Below are 15,966 nucleotides of genomic sequence, written 5' to 3'. Positions count from 1 at the left end.
ATGATACCAACATTGGGTTATTACTCGCTGATCATTTCCGCAATTTTTTCCCTGTATACTTTTGTCATAGTAATATTCGGTATAAATTTTAAATCTTATCCCCTGGTGAAAAGTTCAAAAAACAGTTTAATTGTCAGTTCTGTTTTTGTCACTTTGAGTTCTCTTTTATTGCTTTATTCTTTTATCAAAAGGGATTTCAGCATAGAATATATCTATCAGCATTCAAACAGGTCTCTTTCACTCACTTACACTATTTCAGCCTTCTGGGCGGGGCAGAAAGGTTCGCTTCTTTTCTGGGGGTGGACATTGTCCCTGTTCAATGCTGTGTTGATTTTGTCAAACAGGAAAAAAGACATAGAATTTTTTCCTTATGTTATTTCCATTGTGTCTTTTGTCCAGTTTTTTTTCCTTTTTGTGCTAATCAGGGTCGCCGACCCGTTTTCAAAGACATTTGATTCGGTAACAGGAAAAAGTTTTGTTCCCCCGGACGGATATGGCTTAAACCCGCTTTTGCAAAACCCCGGGATGATATGGCATCCCCCGACACTTTTCATAGGCTATGTTGGCTATACAATCCCATTCGCTTTCGCGATTGCCGCTCTTATAAGTAAAAAATTAGACAATGAATGGATAAAAAGTATCAGGAGATGGTCCCTTTTTTCATGGTTCTTTCTGAGTCTTGGAATCCTTCTGGGAGCACAGTGGGCGTATGTTGAATTAGGGTGGGGGGGATATTGGGCATGGGACCCGATTGAAAACGCCTCGCTTATGCCGTGGCTTGTCGGGACCGCTTTTTTGCATTCCGCGATGATACAGGAAAAGAAAGAGATGTTGAAAATATGGAACATGGCTTTAATAATTTTAACATTTACGCTATGCATATTTGGGACATTTCTTACCCGCAGCGGAGTGTTGTCCTCAGTGCACGCTTTTGGAGAAACAGGCGTCGGCCCGTATTTTATAAGCTTCATAGTTTTATGCCTCCTGGGGCCGTTTCTTTTACTGATAATCCGTAAAAATTATCTGAAAAACCAAAATGAAATGGAATCAATGATATCCAAGGAGAGCATGTTTCTTTTTAATAATTTTGTCCTGGTAGGTATTTTCTTTGTAACATTCTGGGGGACGATGTTCCCTGTTTTTTCTGAATTAATCACGGGAAGCAAATTAACACTCGGCATATCATATTTTAACAAGGTAAATGTCCCGCTCGGGATAATTCTTTTAATTTTGATGGCAATTTGCCCCTTGATTTCATGGGGAAAAACTTCATTACAGAATTTTAAAAAGAATTTTATTTTTCCAATAATTGTTTCAGGCGTATTAACAGTAATTTTTTACGCCATGGGTGTCCGGAAAATAATCGCTTTAATACCTGCCGCCTTTATAGTTTTTGTGATAATGGCTATTTTCATGGAATTGTTCAGGGGCACAGTTGTGAGAAAAGAAAATACCGGCAGGAACTATTTTATTTCATTTTTTACGCTTATATGGAAAAATAAAAGGAGATACGGGGGTTACATCGTTCACATTGGTATAGTCATGATGTATGTAGGAATGACAGGTATAGGGGCTTATTCCCTGGAGAAAGACACCAAGGGAATAAAACCGGGCGAAACTTTTGAAATAGGCAGGTATAAGTTATTATATGAAGATATAAAATATTTGCCCTCTAATACAAAAGAAATAGTTTACGCGCAGTTAAAAGTTTATAAAAATAATAAGCCATTATACAGGCTGCGCCCGGAAAAGAATTTCTTCCCGAACAGCGAACAGCCGTCCACAGAGGTATCAATCGCGTCAACACTGCTTGAGGATTTGTATGTAATTCTCGGCGGGTATAATCTTAATTCAGGAGTGGCCAGTTTTAAAGTGTTGGTAAATCCGTTAGTTATATGGATGTGGTTAGGGGGGATAGTAATTTTTATAGGAACTGTGATAGCTTTCTGGCCAAACGGCAAAAAGATAAACCCGGCTGTAAATAGCGCCGTTAATTTTAACATAGAAAATAACCAGGAGATAAAGTGAACATAAAACGGGTGTTCTTGATTCTATTATTTTTCGCAGTCTATTCTTCACAAAATAAGGTGTCCGCGGTTACAGTTGATGAAATGCTTCCAGAGATTAAATGCCCTGATGACCAGGAAAGTTTGGAACACCAGCACGGCTGTCCAAAGCATGAAGAAATGCTTTCTCTATTGCAGAGACTGGTTGGTGAGGGCAAGACAAAAGATGAAATCCTGGACGCCTTTGTAAGTCAATACGGCTTAAGTTCATTGGTTAACGCCACCGGCAGGGGGTTTGGCAGGACCTCTTATTTAGTGCCGATATTCGGGTTACTTCTGGTATTTGTCATAATATACATATATATAGAAAAGTGGATTAAACGGGGTGAAATAAATTCACAATTGGAAAAGGAAAAAGTAACTTCGGAAGGGCTGTCCGGTTATGAAAAAAAATTTAATGAGGAATATGAAAATTTTAAAAGAGGGGAATAAATGGTTATAGTAATCTTATCAGTACTTTTACTAATCAGCATATTATATGTCCTTTCGCCGATTTTCTTTGGTCCTTCAAAAAATGAATTTTTGCGGGAAGCGCCGGAAGATGAGAAAATAAAAGAGTTACAGGAACATAAAATGGTGATTTTTAATTTATTGAAGGATTTAGAATTTGAATATAAAACAGGTAAAATTTCAGATAATGATTTCGCGAAATTAAAAGAAGAATATAAAACAAAAGTTATTTTAATTTACCAGAAAATAGACCAGATAAAAACAAGTTTAAAACCCGGCACCACAATATTAACGAATAATGGACAGTGTAATTGAAGTCAAAAATGTATCAAAATATTTTGGTAAAAAAGTTGCCCTTGACAGTGTAAATTTGAATTTATGTGACGGAGAATCTCTCACCCTTTTCGGCCCAAACGGCGCCGGCAAATCGACCCTCCTTAAAATTATGTCGACTCTTCTGCATCCATCCTGCGGTGATGTGAAAATATGCGGAATATCAATAAATGACGATAAACCGTCGATACGCAAAAATATAGGTATTATTTCTCACGATTCTTTTTTATACGGGAACCTGACCGCCGAGGAAAACCTTGTTTTTTACGGGAAATTGTATTGTATTGATAATCTGGGAGAAAGAGTAAGCTGTCTTTTGGAAAAATTTAACCTGGCGGTCCACAGGGATACGTTAGTGCGCACATTTTCACGAGGGATGAGCCAGAGGCTCGCGATAGCAAGATCCATATTGCATGACCCCAGGATAATATTCCTGGATGAGCCTTATACCGGCCTGGACCCGCAGGCGTCAGATTTGCTGACAAATATCCTCCAAAACTTTCACACGGAAAAAAAGACCGTGATTGTCACGACACATGATCTTGAAAAAGGATGGACAACAGCGACAAAAATTGCTATCCTTGTCAATGGACAGATAAAATTGCTGGAAGATAAAAACAATATAAGAAAAGAAAATATATTTAACCTTTATTTGCAATGCATAAATAAAAAATGAAAAATTATTTCAATGTAATCTGGGCGATAGTATATAAAGATGTAATCAGCGAATTCAGGTCGAAAGAAACAGTAAGTTCGATAATTATCTTCACCATTCTGGTGTTTGTGATTTTTAATTTCACTTTTGAACCGGGAGCGTCCTATATTAATGAAATATCTCCCGGGATACTCTGGGTCGCGTATATTTTTTCAAGTATTTTAGGATTAAACCGGACCTTTCTTCCTGAAAGAGAAAATAATTGTATTTCAGGGCTTATGCTGAGCCCCATTGACAGGGGCGCGATTTATCTCGCGAAGATGATAGGCAATATGGTGTTTATTTTCATAGTGGTCGGATTAAGCCTCCCTGTATTTACGGTTTTTTATAATATAAATATTTTTTTATTTCTTCCTAAGTTAATATTAATCTTTTTTCTGAGTATCGCGGGAATTTCAGGACTGGGCACGGCGTTAAGCGCGATGGCGGTAAACACAAGAACAAGAGAAATCATGCTTCCTATTTTATTGTTCCCGATTATGGTTCCTGTGATTTTAGCTTCAGTAAAAACAACGTCCGGTATTTTAGAAGGTAAAACACTTGAAGAGATAACTTCATGGATAAAATTAGTTATTGCTTTTGATATAATATTTATAGTAGTATCTTATCTTACCTTTGAATATTTGATTGAGGAATAATTATGCTGAATAAATATTTTTACAGGTTGTATTTGTTTCTTCTGGGGGTTACATTTGTCACGATTGAGGCTTCCCTTTATTATATTTTTATTTTATCGCCTGTCGAGGAAACAATGGGCATTATACAAAAAATATTCTATTTCCATGTCGCTTCCGCGTGGCTTTCCTTTTTTTCCTTTTTTATCGTTTTTATTTCAAGCATTATATTTTTATGGAAAAAAGAAAAAATATGGGATATTGTCGCCCATTCATCCGCGGAGATAGGAATAATATTCTGTACTATCGTATTAATAACAGGGCCTATCTGGGCCCGTCCGATTTGGAACGCGTGGTGGTCGTGGGACGCGAGGCTGACTACGACCCTGGTGTTATGGATGATATATATGGCTTATATTTTTATAAGGCCTTTTACTGAAAATGAGGTGAAAGGGGCGAAAGCTTCAGCGGTTTTCGGGATTATAGGATTTATAGATGTGCCGATAGTATATATGTCGATACGCTGGTGGAGAACAATACACCCCCAGGCGGTCATAGCGAGTAAAAAGGGGGGGCTTGACCCCGTTATGCTGAAAACATTGATTATTTCAATTATTGGATTTACTTTTCTTTATTTATCAGTTATAATACTTAATGTAAGTATAGATTTAATCAAAGATGAATTGGAAAATAAAAAATAGGAGCGCGGTAAATGCAAAATTTTGAATATCTTTTTGCGGCATATAGTTTAATCTGGATTTTTATTAGTTTTTACCTGTTTTTTATAGGTAATAAACAATATAAAATAATTCAAAAAATCGAAAAAATTAAAGATAAAGATTAAATTTAGCTTGACAGTTATTTTTTATAGTGATATACTATTTAACTTTATTTTATAATTAATTGGGAAAATTGAGGAGATGATTAATGTCTAAAAATAACGGTCATGATAAAAATCCACCCCACAAATCAGAAAGTCCGCTGAAAAAAATTAAAGAAAAAGAATTGGAATTCAGCGGGAAATACCTTGAAGCAAAAAAACAAGCCGAAATGATTATCGCCGACGCGCGAAAGAAATCCAATGAAATTAAAAGCAACGCCAAGGATGAAGCATTAAAAGAGGCAGAAACATATTATAAGCAAAAGTTTTCTTTACTCCTGAAAGATAAAAATAAATTTGATAATAATGAGACAGTAAAAGCTAAAAATATCGCAGAGAAAAATTATAAGAAGGCGTATGAATTTTTGCTTAAAGAGATTATCCCGAACGTTTAATTTAATAATAAATAAAAAAGGGGGCTTATTATGCATTTAAAAATGGCGAAGGTGCAGGTCGTAGGTCCAAAAACTATTTTTCTCGATGTTGTAAGTTATATGCATCAGGTAGGTACCCTTCATGTTGAAAATATTACGCGTGAAATAAATGAAACACATGAAGAAGAATCCTATATGACCCCAATGGTTGTTGAACCGATTTTAGCTGAAAAAAAGAAAAGAATTGAATCGGCTTTGACAAAAGTAAACGGCATAATAATAACCTTAAAAGACACAAAAATAGATAGAGAAAAAACCAGGGCCCATTATAAAGAATTGTGGAACAAATCCTTTGACGATTTGTTAAAAGAGGTTGATATAATATTTGACGGCGTAAAAATAAAAGCCACGGAGCTTTATGAGAAAAAGAACGACCTGGAAGCCAAGATGTCGGTTTATTCGAAATACGAGCCGATATTGGAAAAAATTCAGCCGCTGGCAAAACAAATTTGCACTACCGAAGGTTTCGAATCAATAGCGCTTCTCCTTGATATAGAAAACAAGGCCGCTATTGACGGCCTGAAAGAAGAGCTTGAAATTATATGTAAAAAACAATGCCATCTGGTTTCCGCCCCTGTTGATAATAAAAATATAGGTATTATCATAATCTACAACAAAATTTATTCAAAATCCGTCCACGATTTCTTTTCAATGGAAAAAGTCAATGAAATAAAACTACCCGAAGAAGTCGCTAAAGATTCTTTTGAAAACGCGCTTGTCAAAATTAATGAAAGAAGAAAACAAATACCCGAGGAATTGAAGGGAATCAATAATGAACTGGAAAATATATCCGCTACCTGGCACCATCGCGTAATTGCCGTCAGGAATGTTTTAAGGGACAAAGATGAAGAAATAAAAGTCATTCCGCAATTTGGAAGCACAGGGCATACTTTTATTATTACCGGATGGATACCTGAAAAAGAATTTGAGAAATGTAAAAATGATTTAATTAATGAATTCTTTGGGAAAGTCGCGATATTAAAGCTTGATAATTCGCATCATGACCTGGAGAACGCTCCAGTCGCGCTTGTTAACCCTGCATGGGCGAAACCTTTTGAATTCTTTTATTCTTTTGTGAAAAAACCAAAATACGGGGGGATAGATCCGACAGTTTTTATGGCTATATTTTTCCCTATTATTTTTGGAATGATGGTGGGAGACATCGGCTACGGTTTAATTATGCTGTATATTGCTTATCTGCTTAAAAAAGCATCCAAAGGCGACGATGTTTTTATGGTGTTTTCCAAGGTGTTGAGAATATCCTCCATCGGTGCAATAATCTGGGGTATCATGTACCTCGAAGCGTTTGGCAACGGGCTCGAGCTGGTGCTTGAGCACCTTAAAATACATTTACCGACCTATAACGTTTTTGGGGTACCTTTTCCTTTAAACAGGATGGTGTTTATGAGCCAGCTCCTGGTATTGGCGATTATCATGGGTGTCATACACATCGGTTTCGGTTTGATATTCGGCATGATCAACGGCATAAGGGAACATAATAAAGAACATACTTATGAAAAAGCCGGGATATTCACCACTATTATCCTTGGACCGGTGATTTTAATCGCGGGGATATTGAACGGAATCGAGATACTCAAAACAATAGGCGGGATAATGATAGCTGTAGGGGTCGTTCTTGCCGCGAAGGGCGGCGGGATAAAAGGAATCGTAGAGATCCTTGGCACTTTCAGCAACACTTTTTCATACGCCCGTATTATGGCAATCGGTCTTGCCGGGGTGATCCTCGGCGTTGTTGCCAATCAGCTGGGGATCCAAATCGGCGGGATGGGCGGCATTGGGATGAAAATTGTCGGTGTGGTGCTTGCCATTTTGCTCCACTCAATCAACATAATCGTAAGCTCATTCAGCCCGTCAATACACACTTTGCGTTTACACCTGGTTGAATGTTTTTCGAAATTCTATGAACCAGCAGATACGGAATACAAACCCTTTAAAAAGATTGGAGGTGAATAATTATGTCAGAACCAGTACAAGCAGTTGCAGAAGCCGCTACTCAGGCAGCAGCGGTCGGTACGTACGCGATGTCGGACGTAGTCCTTAAAGTAGGTGTGGCGTTTGCGGCGATGTTATCGGTTGCGTTAACAGCTATCGCGACAGCAATGACACAGGGCAAAATCGGCCAGGCTGGCTGCGGAGCCATGGCGGAAAAACCTGAATTATCTGGTACGGTATTTATTTTGGTGGCTATACCGGAAACAATGGTCGTTTTAGGTTTTGTTGTCGGCGCGATGATTCTATTCTTTGTAAAATAGACTATGCAATAGGAGAGTAAAATATGTCACTTGAGAAGGTGTTTGAAACACTTGAAGAGGAAGCTAAGCGTTTGCGCGACGATCTGATTAATAAAGCGCAAAAAGACGCCGAGCAAATCATTAAAGAAGCGGAAGAAGAAGCCAATAATTTAAAGATGTTTCATATTGAAAAGATGGATTTAAAGCTGAAAGGCGACGCGGCCAGAATTCAAATTGAAACAGACCTGAACCGCAAGAAGGCGGTTACAAGAACCAAGGAAGAATTTATTTCTAAAATTTATTCTGATTTGGAGAAACATCTGAAAGATATTCATAACAATCAAGAAATTTATAAAAAAATATTAAAAAATTTATTGGTTGAATCTTTAGATGCGATTAAGGGAGACAGAATAGTTGTGGAAGTAAATCAAAAAGATAAAGAATTGATATCTGGTATTCTAAAAGAACTCAATTTAAGTTATCCGGTTGCGGCAGGGAAAAATTATTTAGGCGGCTTGTCTTTAAATGTTGATAATGATCGAATACGTGTTTCGAACAATCTTGAATCGCGTTTATTCAAATCGAAAGAGTTTTTGAAAACACAGCTCAACGAGGTACTTTTCAGTGAAGCCTAGATCTCTTGCGCATATTGACAACTACGGATATATAAACGCGCGCGTGAGAGCGATGAAAAGCGTTCTGCTTAACCGTGATTTTTATGAAGAATTGCTGCATACCAAGGAATTCATGAGCCTTGTAAATCTTCTTGAAAAATCACCATACAGAACGGAAATAGATGAATGTGTTATTTCAAAATCTGGAATGTCGGGAGTCGATGAGGCTCTCAAGAGGAATTTATCTCGCAATTTCAGGAGAATATTAAATTTTACTGCTGGAGAGCCTCATGATCTAATTTTACTTTTGCTTGGAAGATGGGACCTTCATAATATAATTACCTTGATTAGAGGCAAGCATATCAAAGCGACAGAAGAACAGATTTCTGAAAGCCTTATTCCCGCCGGAGAATTAGACACGCCATTTTTAGACCAATTAAACCAGCAAAATACGGTAAAAGAAATAATAGACCTTTTAGCTACATGGGGGTCGCCTTACGGTAAAGCTTTGATAAAAAAATACAAGGAATATATTGAACAGAATAATCCGTCTGTTCTTGAACTGTCTCTTTATAAAATGTATTATCAATATGTTCTTGATATAGTAAAAAACAGAAGCTATGATTGCAAAATATTGGAAGATTTGATTACTTATGAAGTCGATGCAATCAATACGATTACAATATTAAGATTGCAATTAATGGATCTCGAGGATTTAATGCAGAAAAGGTCCGGTGAAACAAAAATAAACAAATCTGATTATGTAATTCCAAAAGAGGAAGATACATTTTGGAGCAGGCTGACCAAGGAACAAAAGGCGGGAGGAATAATTTTCCCCACGAAATCAGAGACTACCATTTTAAGCAGGATTTTTAAAAATACCGTTGATTTAATCGGCAAGAGGCTTAAAGAATCTGATAATGGTTTGGATTTCAGAAGAAAAGCTTTAGACCCGAAAACCATATACGGTGAGGGTTTTGAAAAAATAAAAGTGTTTGATAAAACTGAGGTGGTAAAAAGCATTAGGGAATATTTTGTCCATGGCGGCAGGGAAATAAGTGAAAAAAAATTTGTTAAGTTATGTCTGATTATGGATGTGGAGAAGGTTTTGAAAGAGCTTGAATCTACATCTTTTGGCGTGATTTTAAAGAGTGTTTTACAGCGTTATTTAGAATATAATTCAATGTCAATTCTTGAGAGAAAAATAGAAGAAATGCTGATAAAAAAAGGCATAAGCATTTACAACAAAAATTCTTTATCTGTGGGTATTCCAATCGGGTATATCTGGAGAAAATACAATGAAGTTGTAAACCTGCGAATAATTATGCGCTGTAAGAAGATCGGCATGCCCGAAACAAAAATCAGGGATAAATTGGTTTTAGTATAATATTTAAGGAGTAATTTTGTACAAAGTTGTCGTGATTTCCGATAAAGACACGGTATATGGATTTAGATTGGCCGGTATTGAGTCATATGAAGCTTCAAACAGCGAAGAAGCAAAACGTATTCTTATTACCCTTCTGAATGACGATACAATAGGTATTATTGGTTTAAATGAAAGCTTTATATCTGCGATAGATCAGCGTACACAGGAGAAAATTGACCGCGCCTATAAACCAATTGTTGTCGCTTTGCCTGTAAAAGAGAAGATCGAGGCTGTCGGTGACGCACGGCGAAGCTATTTAGCGCGTTTGATCCGTAAAGCAGTTGGATTTGATATTTCATTAAGAAAAACATAACAATTTATTAAAGGATTAAAGGGAAAATATGCTGAAAGGAAAAATATCAAAAATATCAGGGCCTGTTGTTATCGCGAAAGAAATGACAGGGGCAAGGATGTATGATGTCGTAAAAGTAGGTGAAATGAATTTGATTGGTGAAATCATCCGCCTGGAAGGTGACAAGGCGACAATACAGGTATATGAAGACACTTCGGGCTTGATTATCGGAGAATCAGTTATAAGTACCGAACAACCGTTAAAGATTGAATTGGGGCCGGGTCTTTTAACATCCATATATGACGGGATCCAGCGCCCGCTGCCTGAGATCGCAAAAAGTTATGGAGAATTTATTTCAAGAGGCGTAAGTGTTACCGCCCTGGATATAAATAAAAAATGGGTTTTTGAACCCAAAGTTAATGTAGGCGATGAAATTGGCAGCGGGGATTTGGTTGGAATTGTTATGGAAAACGGGACTTTTGAACACCGTATAATGGTCCCGCCCGCATTGGAAAAACTGCACAAGGTTGTAAAAATAGTTAAAAAAGGCGAATATACGATAAATGATACAATTGCTGTACTGGATAATAATTTTGAAATAAAAATGAAACAGGAATGGCCTGTGCGCAACGCGAGGCCGTATAAAAAGAAATTGGACCCGGATTTTCCATTTTTAACAGGGATGAGGATTTTTGATACTTTTTTCCCCATAGCTAAAGGCGGGAACGCGATTATTCCCGGGCCGTTTGGAAGCGGCAAGACAGTGACACAGCAGTCATTGGCTAAATGGGCGGACGCCGATATTATTGTTTATGTAGGGTGCGGTGAACGCGGGAATGAAATGACCGAAGTATTGGTTGAATTTCCGCAGCTGGTTGATCCTAAAACAGGTGTTCCTTTAATGCAGAGAACGATTCTTGTTGCTAATACTTCTAATATGCCTGTTGCCGCCCGTGAAGCGTCTATTTATACAGGAATAACCCTGGCTGAATATTTCAGGGACATGGGGTATGATGTGGCGATGATGGCGGACTCAACATCCCGCTGGGGTGAGGCCCTGCGTGAAGTGTCAGGCCGTCTTGAGGAAATGCCGGGGGAAGAAGGCTACCCCGCTTATCTTGCCACGCGTCTTGCCAATTTTTATGAGAGAAGCGGGAGGGTCATATGCCTTTCAAGCAAAAGTGAACGTTCGGGTTCGATTACGGTAGTCGGGGCCGTCTCACCTCCCGGCGGAGATTTTTCTGAACCAATGACACAGAATTCCCTCCGGATTTCCGGGGCATTCTGGGCATTAGACGCGAATCTTGCACATAGAAGGCATTTCCCCGCCATCAATTGGATTAAAAGTTACACATTGTATGTGGACCAGGTGCAGAATTGGTATTTAACAAATGTGTCCGCTGACTGGAAAGAATTAAGAGATAAAGCAATGTTCCTCCTGCAAAAAGAAGTGGAGCTCCAGGAAATTGTGCAGCTAGTAGGGCCTGACGCCCTGCCTGAAACAGAAAAGATAATATTGGAGACCACAAAAATATTAAGGGAAGATTTCCTTCAGCAATTTGCTTTCCATGAAATAGACGCATATTGCTCGCCAAGAAAACAATATTTAATGCTGAAAGTAATTATTAATTTTTATAACGCGACTTCTGAAGCGATTGAACGAGGCGTGACCCTGCAGCAAATATTTTCATTGCCGATAAAAAATGAAATCGCGAGAATGAAGGAGATACCTTTGGACAAAGCAGAAGAAGTGCTGAATCATTTTGCCGAAAAAATAACCACAGATATTGTTGCATTGGAGGTATTATAAAAAATGTCAAATAAAATAAAACTAGTTACAAGCGAATATCGGACAATTAATTATGTGACAGGGCCTTTAATATTTTTAAAGGGAATAAAAGGGATTTCTTACGGTGAAATGGTTGAGGTTACCCTGCCTGATGGGAAAATGAGAAACGGGCAGGTGCTGGAGATTTCTGAAGAAATGGCCTGCGTGCAGATATTTGAGGGAACACAGGGTATTGACGCGGATAAAACGTCTGCTAAATTTAAAGGCGAGGTCGCGAAAATAGGTGTTTCTGTGGACCTGATGGGCAGGGTATTAAACGGATTTGGAAAGCCCATTGACGGCGGCCCTGAAATAATTCCCGAAGAGATGCTTGAAATATCCGGGTCCCCGATAAATCCATATTCGAGGGCCGAACCGAGGGATTTTATACAAACAGGGATATCAGCCATAGACGGGTTAAACACCCTGGTCAGAGGGCAAAAACTTCCGATATTTTCAGGTTCGGGCCTCCCCGCGAATGAATTAATCGCGCAAATTATACAACAGGCGAAAGTTAAAAGCGGCGAGGAATTTGCTATTGTATTCGGCGCCATGGGAATAACAAACAGGGAAGCGTCATTTTTTCAGAAAAATTTTGAACAAACAGGCGCCCTACAGAAGGTCGTATTTTTCCTAAACCTTGCCGATGACCCTACTATTGAAAGAATAGTCACACCCCGCTGTGCTTTAACGGTAGCTGAGTATCTTGCTTTTAAGCAGGACATGCAGGTCCTTGTAATTTTGACAGATATGACAAACTATTGTGAGGCGCTTAGGGAAATTTCGACTGCAAGAGAAGAGGTCCCCGGAAGACGCGGTTATCCCGGGTACATGTATACTGACCTTTCAACAATATATGAAAGGGCGGGCAGGATCAAAGGCAGAAAAGGATCAATAACACAGCTTGTTATTTTAACAATGCCTGATGACGATATTACGCATCCAATTCCGGATTTAACTGGCTATATAACAGAAGGGCAAATAGTTCTAAGCCGTTCATTATTCAGGAGGGGATTGTTTCCTCCGATAGATGTTTTGCCGTGCCTTTCGCGTCTAATGAATATGGGAATAGGCGAAGGAAAAACAAGGGAAGACCACAGGGGTATCGCGAACCAGTTATATGCGAGTTATGCCCAGGGACGCGATTTAAGAAGGTTAGTCGCTATTGTCGGTGAGGAAGCACTTTCAGAATTAGACCGCAAGCATTTAAAATTTGCCGATGATTTTGAGAAGTTCTTTATATCACAGGGGGGCGACGACAGGGCTATCGAGCAGACGTTAAATTTAGGCTGGGAATTAGTTTCGATTTACCCGGACGGCGAATTAAAACAAGTTAAAAAAGAACACCTTGCAAAATACCGTGTTAAGGCGAAAACGGAGTAAAAATATTCATGGAGCAATCCAGTCCAACAAGAACAGAACTGTTGCAGAAAAAAACCCAGATAAACCTGGCGAACCAGGGTAAGGAGCTTTTAAAACAAAAGCGCGATGCCCTGATGATGGAATTTATGAAAGTCCTCGACCACGCACTGCGTATGAGTAATTTTTTACAGCGCGCTTTGGCTGAAGGGCAATATGCGCTTGCCACAGCGCAGGCAGTTGATGGAATGATAACCGTAAAGTCTGCCAGTTTTGCGACAAAAGCAAATGTTACAGCTACAATTACGGGGACCCAGGTAATGGGTGTGCCGCTGCCTGTTGTGACTAAAGGGGTAAGTCCTCTGAGAGACCAGTTTTCAAGAGGATATAGTATTACGGGGGTGAGCAGCCGTATCAGTGAAACAGCTGAAAAATTCGAAAAAATTGTGGATGTTATTATCGATAACGCCCATATTGAAACAAGGCTCCGCCGTCTCGGCGAGGAAATTCAAAAAACTAACCGCCGTGTGAACGCCCTTGAACATATTGTCGTGCCCGCGCTGAGATTACAGGTAAGTTACATTAAAATGACACTGGAAGAACGGGCCAGGGAAGATTTATTTCGCCTAAAGAAAGTGAAAAAAGCTATTGAGAAAACAAAGAAAAATATATCCAAATAACAACATTATATAATTTGCTTATATTTTAATATGGAGGAATATTTAAATGGGACAGGACAGGCTTATAGTATCCGTTACATCACAGATAACAGATATCTTTAATAGTGTAAATACGTCTCCCTCGGGCGATATAAATGAATTGAATCTTAAAACTGATTTATTCAGCTTGTTTTACCTCCAGAATCCCGTTTTAAAACCTATAGAAGAATTTCCCACCGAATTATGGATTAATTATTTTTTCATTGAAGGCTTATATGACCATTATTCGTTTAAAAATATACAATCTTTTTCAAAAGACCATTCAATTGATTCATATTGGATCACTGAAAAAATAATTAATGAACTAAAGATAATTAAAGGAAATAAAAAAATAGAGAGATTTTTTGTAAACTCCTATACTTTTTTAATTGAATATAAAAATGCGGATTTTGAAGATTTAATAAAAGATAAGTATACTAATGATATTAAAAAACAGATAAAAGCGATTGTCAGTAAAATTATACTTATTATAAACGGTTTTCTTAAGAAAATAGAACCGGTCCTGGAAGCAGCCAGGGGCCATGATTTAGCACCGGTATATTTACAAAATATTGATGACAATAAATTATTGCAATTATCTGAAAAATTGCAGAACCCTAAATACAGGGAATTAATAAAAACATATGTCCGTTCCAACATCAAAGAAGCGCAGGAAAACAAGGTGGTCACTAAAAAAGAGGAGGCCCAGGAAGATATCTTCTCACACAATATATTTTATATAAACGACGCCACACAAGACCGCAGGGAGCTATATTTGAATTGGCTGATTAGGGAAGCAAAAGAATATAAGAAAGACAGGAGTTACCGGACACAACTGACGGCTTATGTCCGGGCCGGGAATTTAATATCAAGACCGGATGAAATAGAAACGTTATCTTTTGCAATTAACCTGTTGGAAGTCGCAAGGCTGGAAAAAAGAAACCTGAATGTGATAATATCAAAAGATTCTCTTGGTGATAAAACGTTTATATTTAAAAATAACGATGAAGTAGAAATATTTGAAAATAATCAGTCTTATAAATTTCCTATTTTAGAGGGCCTGGTAATTTATATAGTAGAATTATTGTCGGCTCCGACTCCGCCAAAACCGAAATTTTCATTAGGTTTTTCATCGAAAAAAAAGAAAATATTTAAAAAACCACCTGCATCATTTATTAAATTTTCATAAAAATTCTGTTATTAAAATTTTATTTTATTAAGATGCTAAATGTTTAGCTTAAAATTCTTTTTATTATATTTAGTCGTATTTTTTATATATTTAAATTTTAAATTATCACTGTTTTTTCGTTTTATACAATTCGGCAGAAAATTATCAAATAAAAAAGACAACCTGAGTTACAAATTAAAAAAGGAAATAAAGAAAAAAGCCCAGGAAGCAAGTGAAATTGAATTAAAAATGTGGTATGAAGACAGCATTTTTAAAAAAGTTTCGCAGATAGAATATTCTGAAAAACTGGCAAGGGCCAAATATGAAATATTTCTGGAACAAGAAATGAAAAAAGTTTATGCTATTAAGGAAAATAATAAAAAGGATAAAATTGAAAAACAAGATAAAGCTGCCGAAGAGGAAAAAGACACAGAAAACTCAGCCAAACCGCTGTTTACAATAAAAATGAAAAAATAATTTGAAACAACTTCTATTTTATTTTCTTAGATTCAAGTATTTTATGAATTTGGTTTAAGCCTACTCCGCCCGGTTTTTTATGTTTGGTAATTTCATCAGCTATTTTTAAAATACTTTGGATATCTTTTAATTCCAGCTCGCTGAACAGGATTTTATCCCAATTTTCATGTGCAATAAATGACCATATTTCACCTAAAATCCAATGAATGGTCTGGGTATCCGCAAAAGTAAATTTTCCCGAGTTTGCCAATTAGTGCGGTTTTTTATCGAGGAGTAATTTTAAGGAATTGCCTGATATTTCATCTTTAAGAGTAATTGCCCATTTGTCTTTTAATTCATCCACTACCTTTCTTATAGATT

At 37.5% G+C, this 15,966-nt stretch carries 19 protein-coding genes; 18 read left to right on the top strand and 1 reads right to left on the bottom strand.

The genetic code is table 11. The features are described from left to right. From AB1498_09205 to AB1498_09120, 18 genes are all read left to right on the top strand, one after another. Window positions 1–2,028, top strand: coding sequence for a heme lyase CcmF/NrfE family subunit (locus tag AB1498_09205; GenBank protein ID MEW6088467.1), 2,028 nt, complete (start codon window positions 1–3; stop codon window positions 2,026–2,028). Further along, window positions 2,025–2,498, top strand: coding sequence for a cytochrome c-type biogenesis protein CcmH (locus AB1498_09200; GenBank protein MEW6088466.1), 474 nt, complete (start codon window positions 2,025–2,027; stop codon window positions 2,496–2,498). The genes AB1498_09205 and AB1498_09200 overlap by 4 nt, the downstream gene beginning before the upstream one ends. Then, complete coding sequence (locus AB1498_09195) at window positions 2,499–2,831, top strand: hypothetical protein (protein MEW6088465.1); 333 nt, start codon at window positions 2,499–2,501, stop codon at window positions 2,829–2,831. Next, complete coding sequence (locus AB1498_09190; GenBank protein MEW6088464.1) at window positions 2,815–3,525, top strand: ABC transporter ATP-binding protein; 711 nt, start codon at window positions 2,815–2,817, stop codon at window positions 3,523–3,525. Before AB1498_09195 ends, AB1498_09190 begins: the two co-directional genes overlap by 17 nt. Then, window positions 3,522–4,202, top strand: a complete 681-nt coding sequence (locus AB1498_09185; GenBank protein ID MEW6088463.1) for a heme exporter protein CcmB — start codon at window positions 3,522–3,524, stop codon at window positions 4,200–4,202. The genes AB1498_09190 and AB1498_09185 overlap by 4 nt, the downstream gene beginning before the upstream one ends. 2 nt (window positions 4,203–4,204) lie before the next feature. Beyond that, window positions 4,205–4,879: a cytochrome c biogenesis protein CcsA gene (ccsA, locus tag AB1498_09180; protein MEW6088462.1), complete on the top strand. Its 675-nt coding sequence runs from the start codon at window positions 4,205–4,207 to the stop codon at window positions 4,877–4,879. 11 nt (window positions 4,880–4,890) lie between these two features. Beyond that, window positions 4,891–5,022, top strand: coding sequence for a CcmD family protein (locus tag AB1498_09175; protein MEW6088461.1), 132 nt, complete (start codon window positions 4,891–4,893; stop codon window positions 5,020–5,022). An 83-nt stretch (window positions 5,023–5,105) separates the two neighbouring features. Continuing rightward, a complete protein-coding gene (locus tag AB1498_09170) occupies window positions 5,106–5,453 on the top strand; it encodes a hypothetical protein (GenBank protein MEW6088460.1) in 348 nt (115 codons plus the stop codon). 30 nt (window positions 5,454–5,483) lie between these two features. Further along, on the top strand, window positions 5,484–7,466 hold the full coding sequence (locus AB1498_09165) for a V-type ATPase 116kDa subunit family protein (protein ID MEW6088459.1): 1,983 nt from the start codon (window positions 5,484–5,486) through the stop codon (window positions 7,464–7,466). 68 nt (window positions 7,467–7,534) lie between these two features. Continuing rightward, on the top strand, window positions 7,535–7,765 hold the full coding sequence (locus tag AB1498_09160; GenBank protein MEW6088458.1) for an ATPase: 231 nt from the start codon (window positions 7,535–7,537) through the stop codon (window positions 7,763–7,765). Between the two features lie 23 nt (window positions 7,766–7,788). Then, window positions 7,789–8,379 carry a V-type ATP synthase subunit E gene (locus tag AB1498_09155; protein ID MEW6088457.1) on the top strand — a complete coding sequence of 197 codons (591 nt, stop codon included), beginning with the start codon at window positions 7,789–7,791 and terminating at the stop codon, window positions 8,377–8,379. Further along, a complete protein-coding gene (locus AB1498_09150) occupies window positions 8,369–9,745 on the top strand; it encodes a V-type ATPase subunit (GenBank protein ID MEW6088456.1) in 1,377 nt (458 codons plus the stop codon). The genes AB1498_09155 and AB1498_09150 overlap by 11 nt, the downstream gene beginning before the upstream one ends. Before the next feature lie 16 nt (window positions 9,746–9,761). Beyond that, the gene (locus tag AB1498_09145; GenBank protein MEW6088455.1) at window positions 9,762–10,097 is read left to right on the top strand and encodes a V-type ATP synthase subunit F; all 336 of its coding nucleotides are present in this window, start codon (window positions 9,762–9,764) and stop codon (window positions 10,095–10,097) included. Between the two features lie 28 nt (window positions 10,098–10,125). Further along, on the top strand, window positions 10,126–11,886 hold the full coding sequence (locus tag AB1498_09140; protein ID MEW6088454.1) for a V-type ATP synthase subunit A: 1,761 nt from the start codon (window positions 10,126–10,128) through the stop codon (window positions 11,884–11,886). Between the two features lie 3 nt (window positions 11,887–11,889). Next, on the top strand, window positions 11,890–13,287 hold the full coding sequence (locus tag AB1498_09135; protein MEW6088453.1) for a V-type ATP synthase subunit B: 1,398 nt from the start codon (window positions 11,890–11,892) through the stop codon (window positions 13,285–13,287). Between the two features lie 8 nt (window positions 13,288–13,295). After that, entirely contained in the window at window positions 13,296–13,943 is a 648-nt protein-coding gene (locus AB1498_09130) for a V-type ATP synthase subunit D (GenBank protein MEW6088452.1), read from the top strand. A gap of 46 nt (window positions 13,944–13,989) precedes the next feature. Then, entirely contained in the window at window positions 13,990–15,150 is a 1,161-nt protein-coding gene (locus AB1498_09125) for a hypothetical protein (protein ID MEW6088451.1), read from the top strand. A gap of 39 nt (window positions 15,151–15,189) precedes the next feature. Beyond that, window positions 15,190–15,606 carry a hypothetical protein gene (locus tag AB1498_09120; GenBank protein ID MEW6088450.1) on the top strand — a complete coding sequence of 139 codons (417 nt, stop codon included), beginning with the start codon at window positions 15,190–15,192 and terminating at the stop codon, window positions 15,604–15,606. Window positions 15,607–15,619: 13 nt separating this feature from the next. Here the strand turns inward: AB1498_09120 and AB1498_09115 are convergent, their stop codons facing one another. Beyond that, window positions 15,620–15,856, bottom strand: coding sequence for a hypothetical protein (locus tag AB1498_09115; GenBank protein MEW6088449.1), 237 nt, complete (start codon window positions 15,854–15,856; stop codon window positions 15,620–15,622). Window positions 15,857–15,966 lie beyond the last annotated feature (110 nt).

This window comes from bacterium, assembly GCA_040754625.1.
GTDB lineage: Bacteria > JACRDZ01 > JAQUKH01 > JAQUKH01 > JAQUKH01 > JAQUKH01.
Note: the sequence above shows the minus strand (reverse complement) of the source record. Positions and strands in the feature narration are given on the sequence as shown.

Coding starts and splice junctions, on each gene's coding strand:
- AB1498_09130 (MEW6088452.1), top strand. CDS start 13,296: ATGGAGCAATCCAGTCCAACAAGAACAGAACTGTTGCAGAAAAAAACC.
- AB1498_09170 (MEW6088460.1), top strand. CDS start 5,106: ATGTCTAAAAATAACGGTCATGATAAAAATCCACCCCACAAATCAGAA.
- AB1498_09195 (MEW6088465.1), top strand. CDS start 2,499: ATGGTTATAGTAATCTTATCAGTACTTTTACTAATCAGCATATTATAT.
- AB1498_09140 (MEW6088454.1), top strand. CDS start 10,126: ATGCTGAAAGGAAAAATATCAAAAATATCAGGGCCTGTTGTTATCGCG.
- AB1498_09120 (MEW6088450.1), top strand. CDS start 15,190: ATGTTTAGCTTAAAATTCTTTTTATTATATTTAGTCGTATTTTTTATA.
- AB1498_09175 (MEW6088461.1), top strand. CDS start 4,891: ATGCAAAATTTTGAATATCTTTTTGCGGCATATAGTTTAATCTGGATT.
- AB1498_09185 (MEW6088463.1), top strand. CDS start 3,522: ATGAAAAATTATTTCAATGTAATCTGGGCGATAGTATATAAAGATGTA.
- AB1498_09155 (MEW6088457.1), top strand. CDS start 7,789: ATGTCACTTGAGAAGGTGTTTGAAACACTTGAAGAGGAAGCTAAGCGT.
- AB1498_09190 (MEW6088464.1), top strand. CDS start 2,815: ATGGACAGTGTAATTGAAGTCAAAAATGTATCAAAATATTTTGGTAAA.
- AB1498_09135 (MEW6088453.1), top strand. CDS start 11,890: ATGTCAAATAAAATAAAACTAGTTACAAGCGAATATCGGACAATTAAT.
- AB1498_09160 (MEW6088458.1), top strand. CDS start 7,535: ATGTCGGACGTAGTCCTTAAAGTAGGTGTGGCGTTTGCGGCGATGTTA.
- ccsA (MEW6088462.1), top strand. CDS start 4,205: ATGCTGAATAAATATTTTTACAGGTTGTATTTGTTTCTTCTGGGGGTT.
- AB1498_09205 (MEW6088467.1), top strand. CDS start 1: ATGATACCAACATTGGGTTATTACTCGCTGATCATTTCCGCAATTTTT.
- AB1498_09165 (MEW6088459.1), top strand. CDS start 5,484: ATGCATTTAAAAATGGCGAAGGTGCAGGTCGTAGGTCCAAAAACTATT.
- AB1498_09125 (MEW6088451.1), top strand. CDS start 13,990: ATGGGACAGGACAGGCTTATAGTATCCGTTACATCACAGATAACAGAT.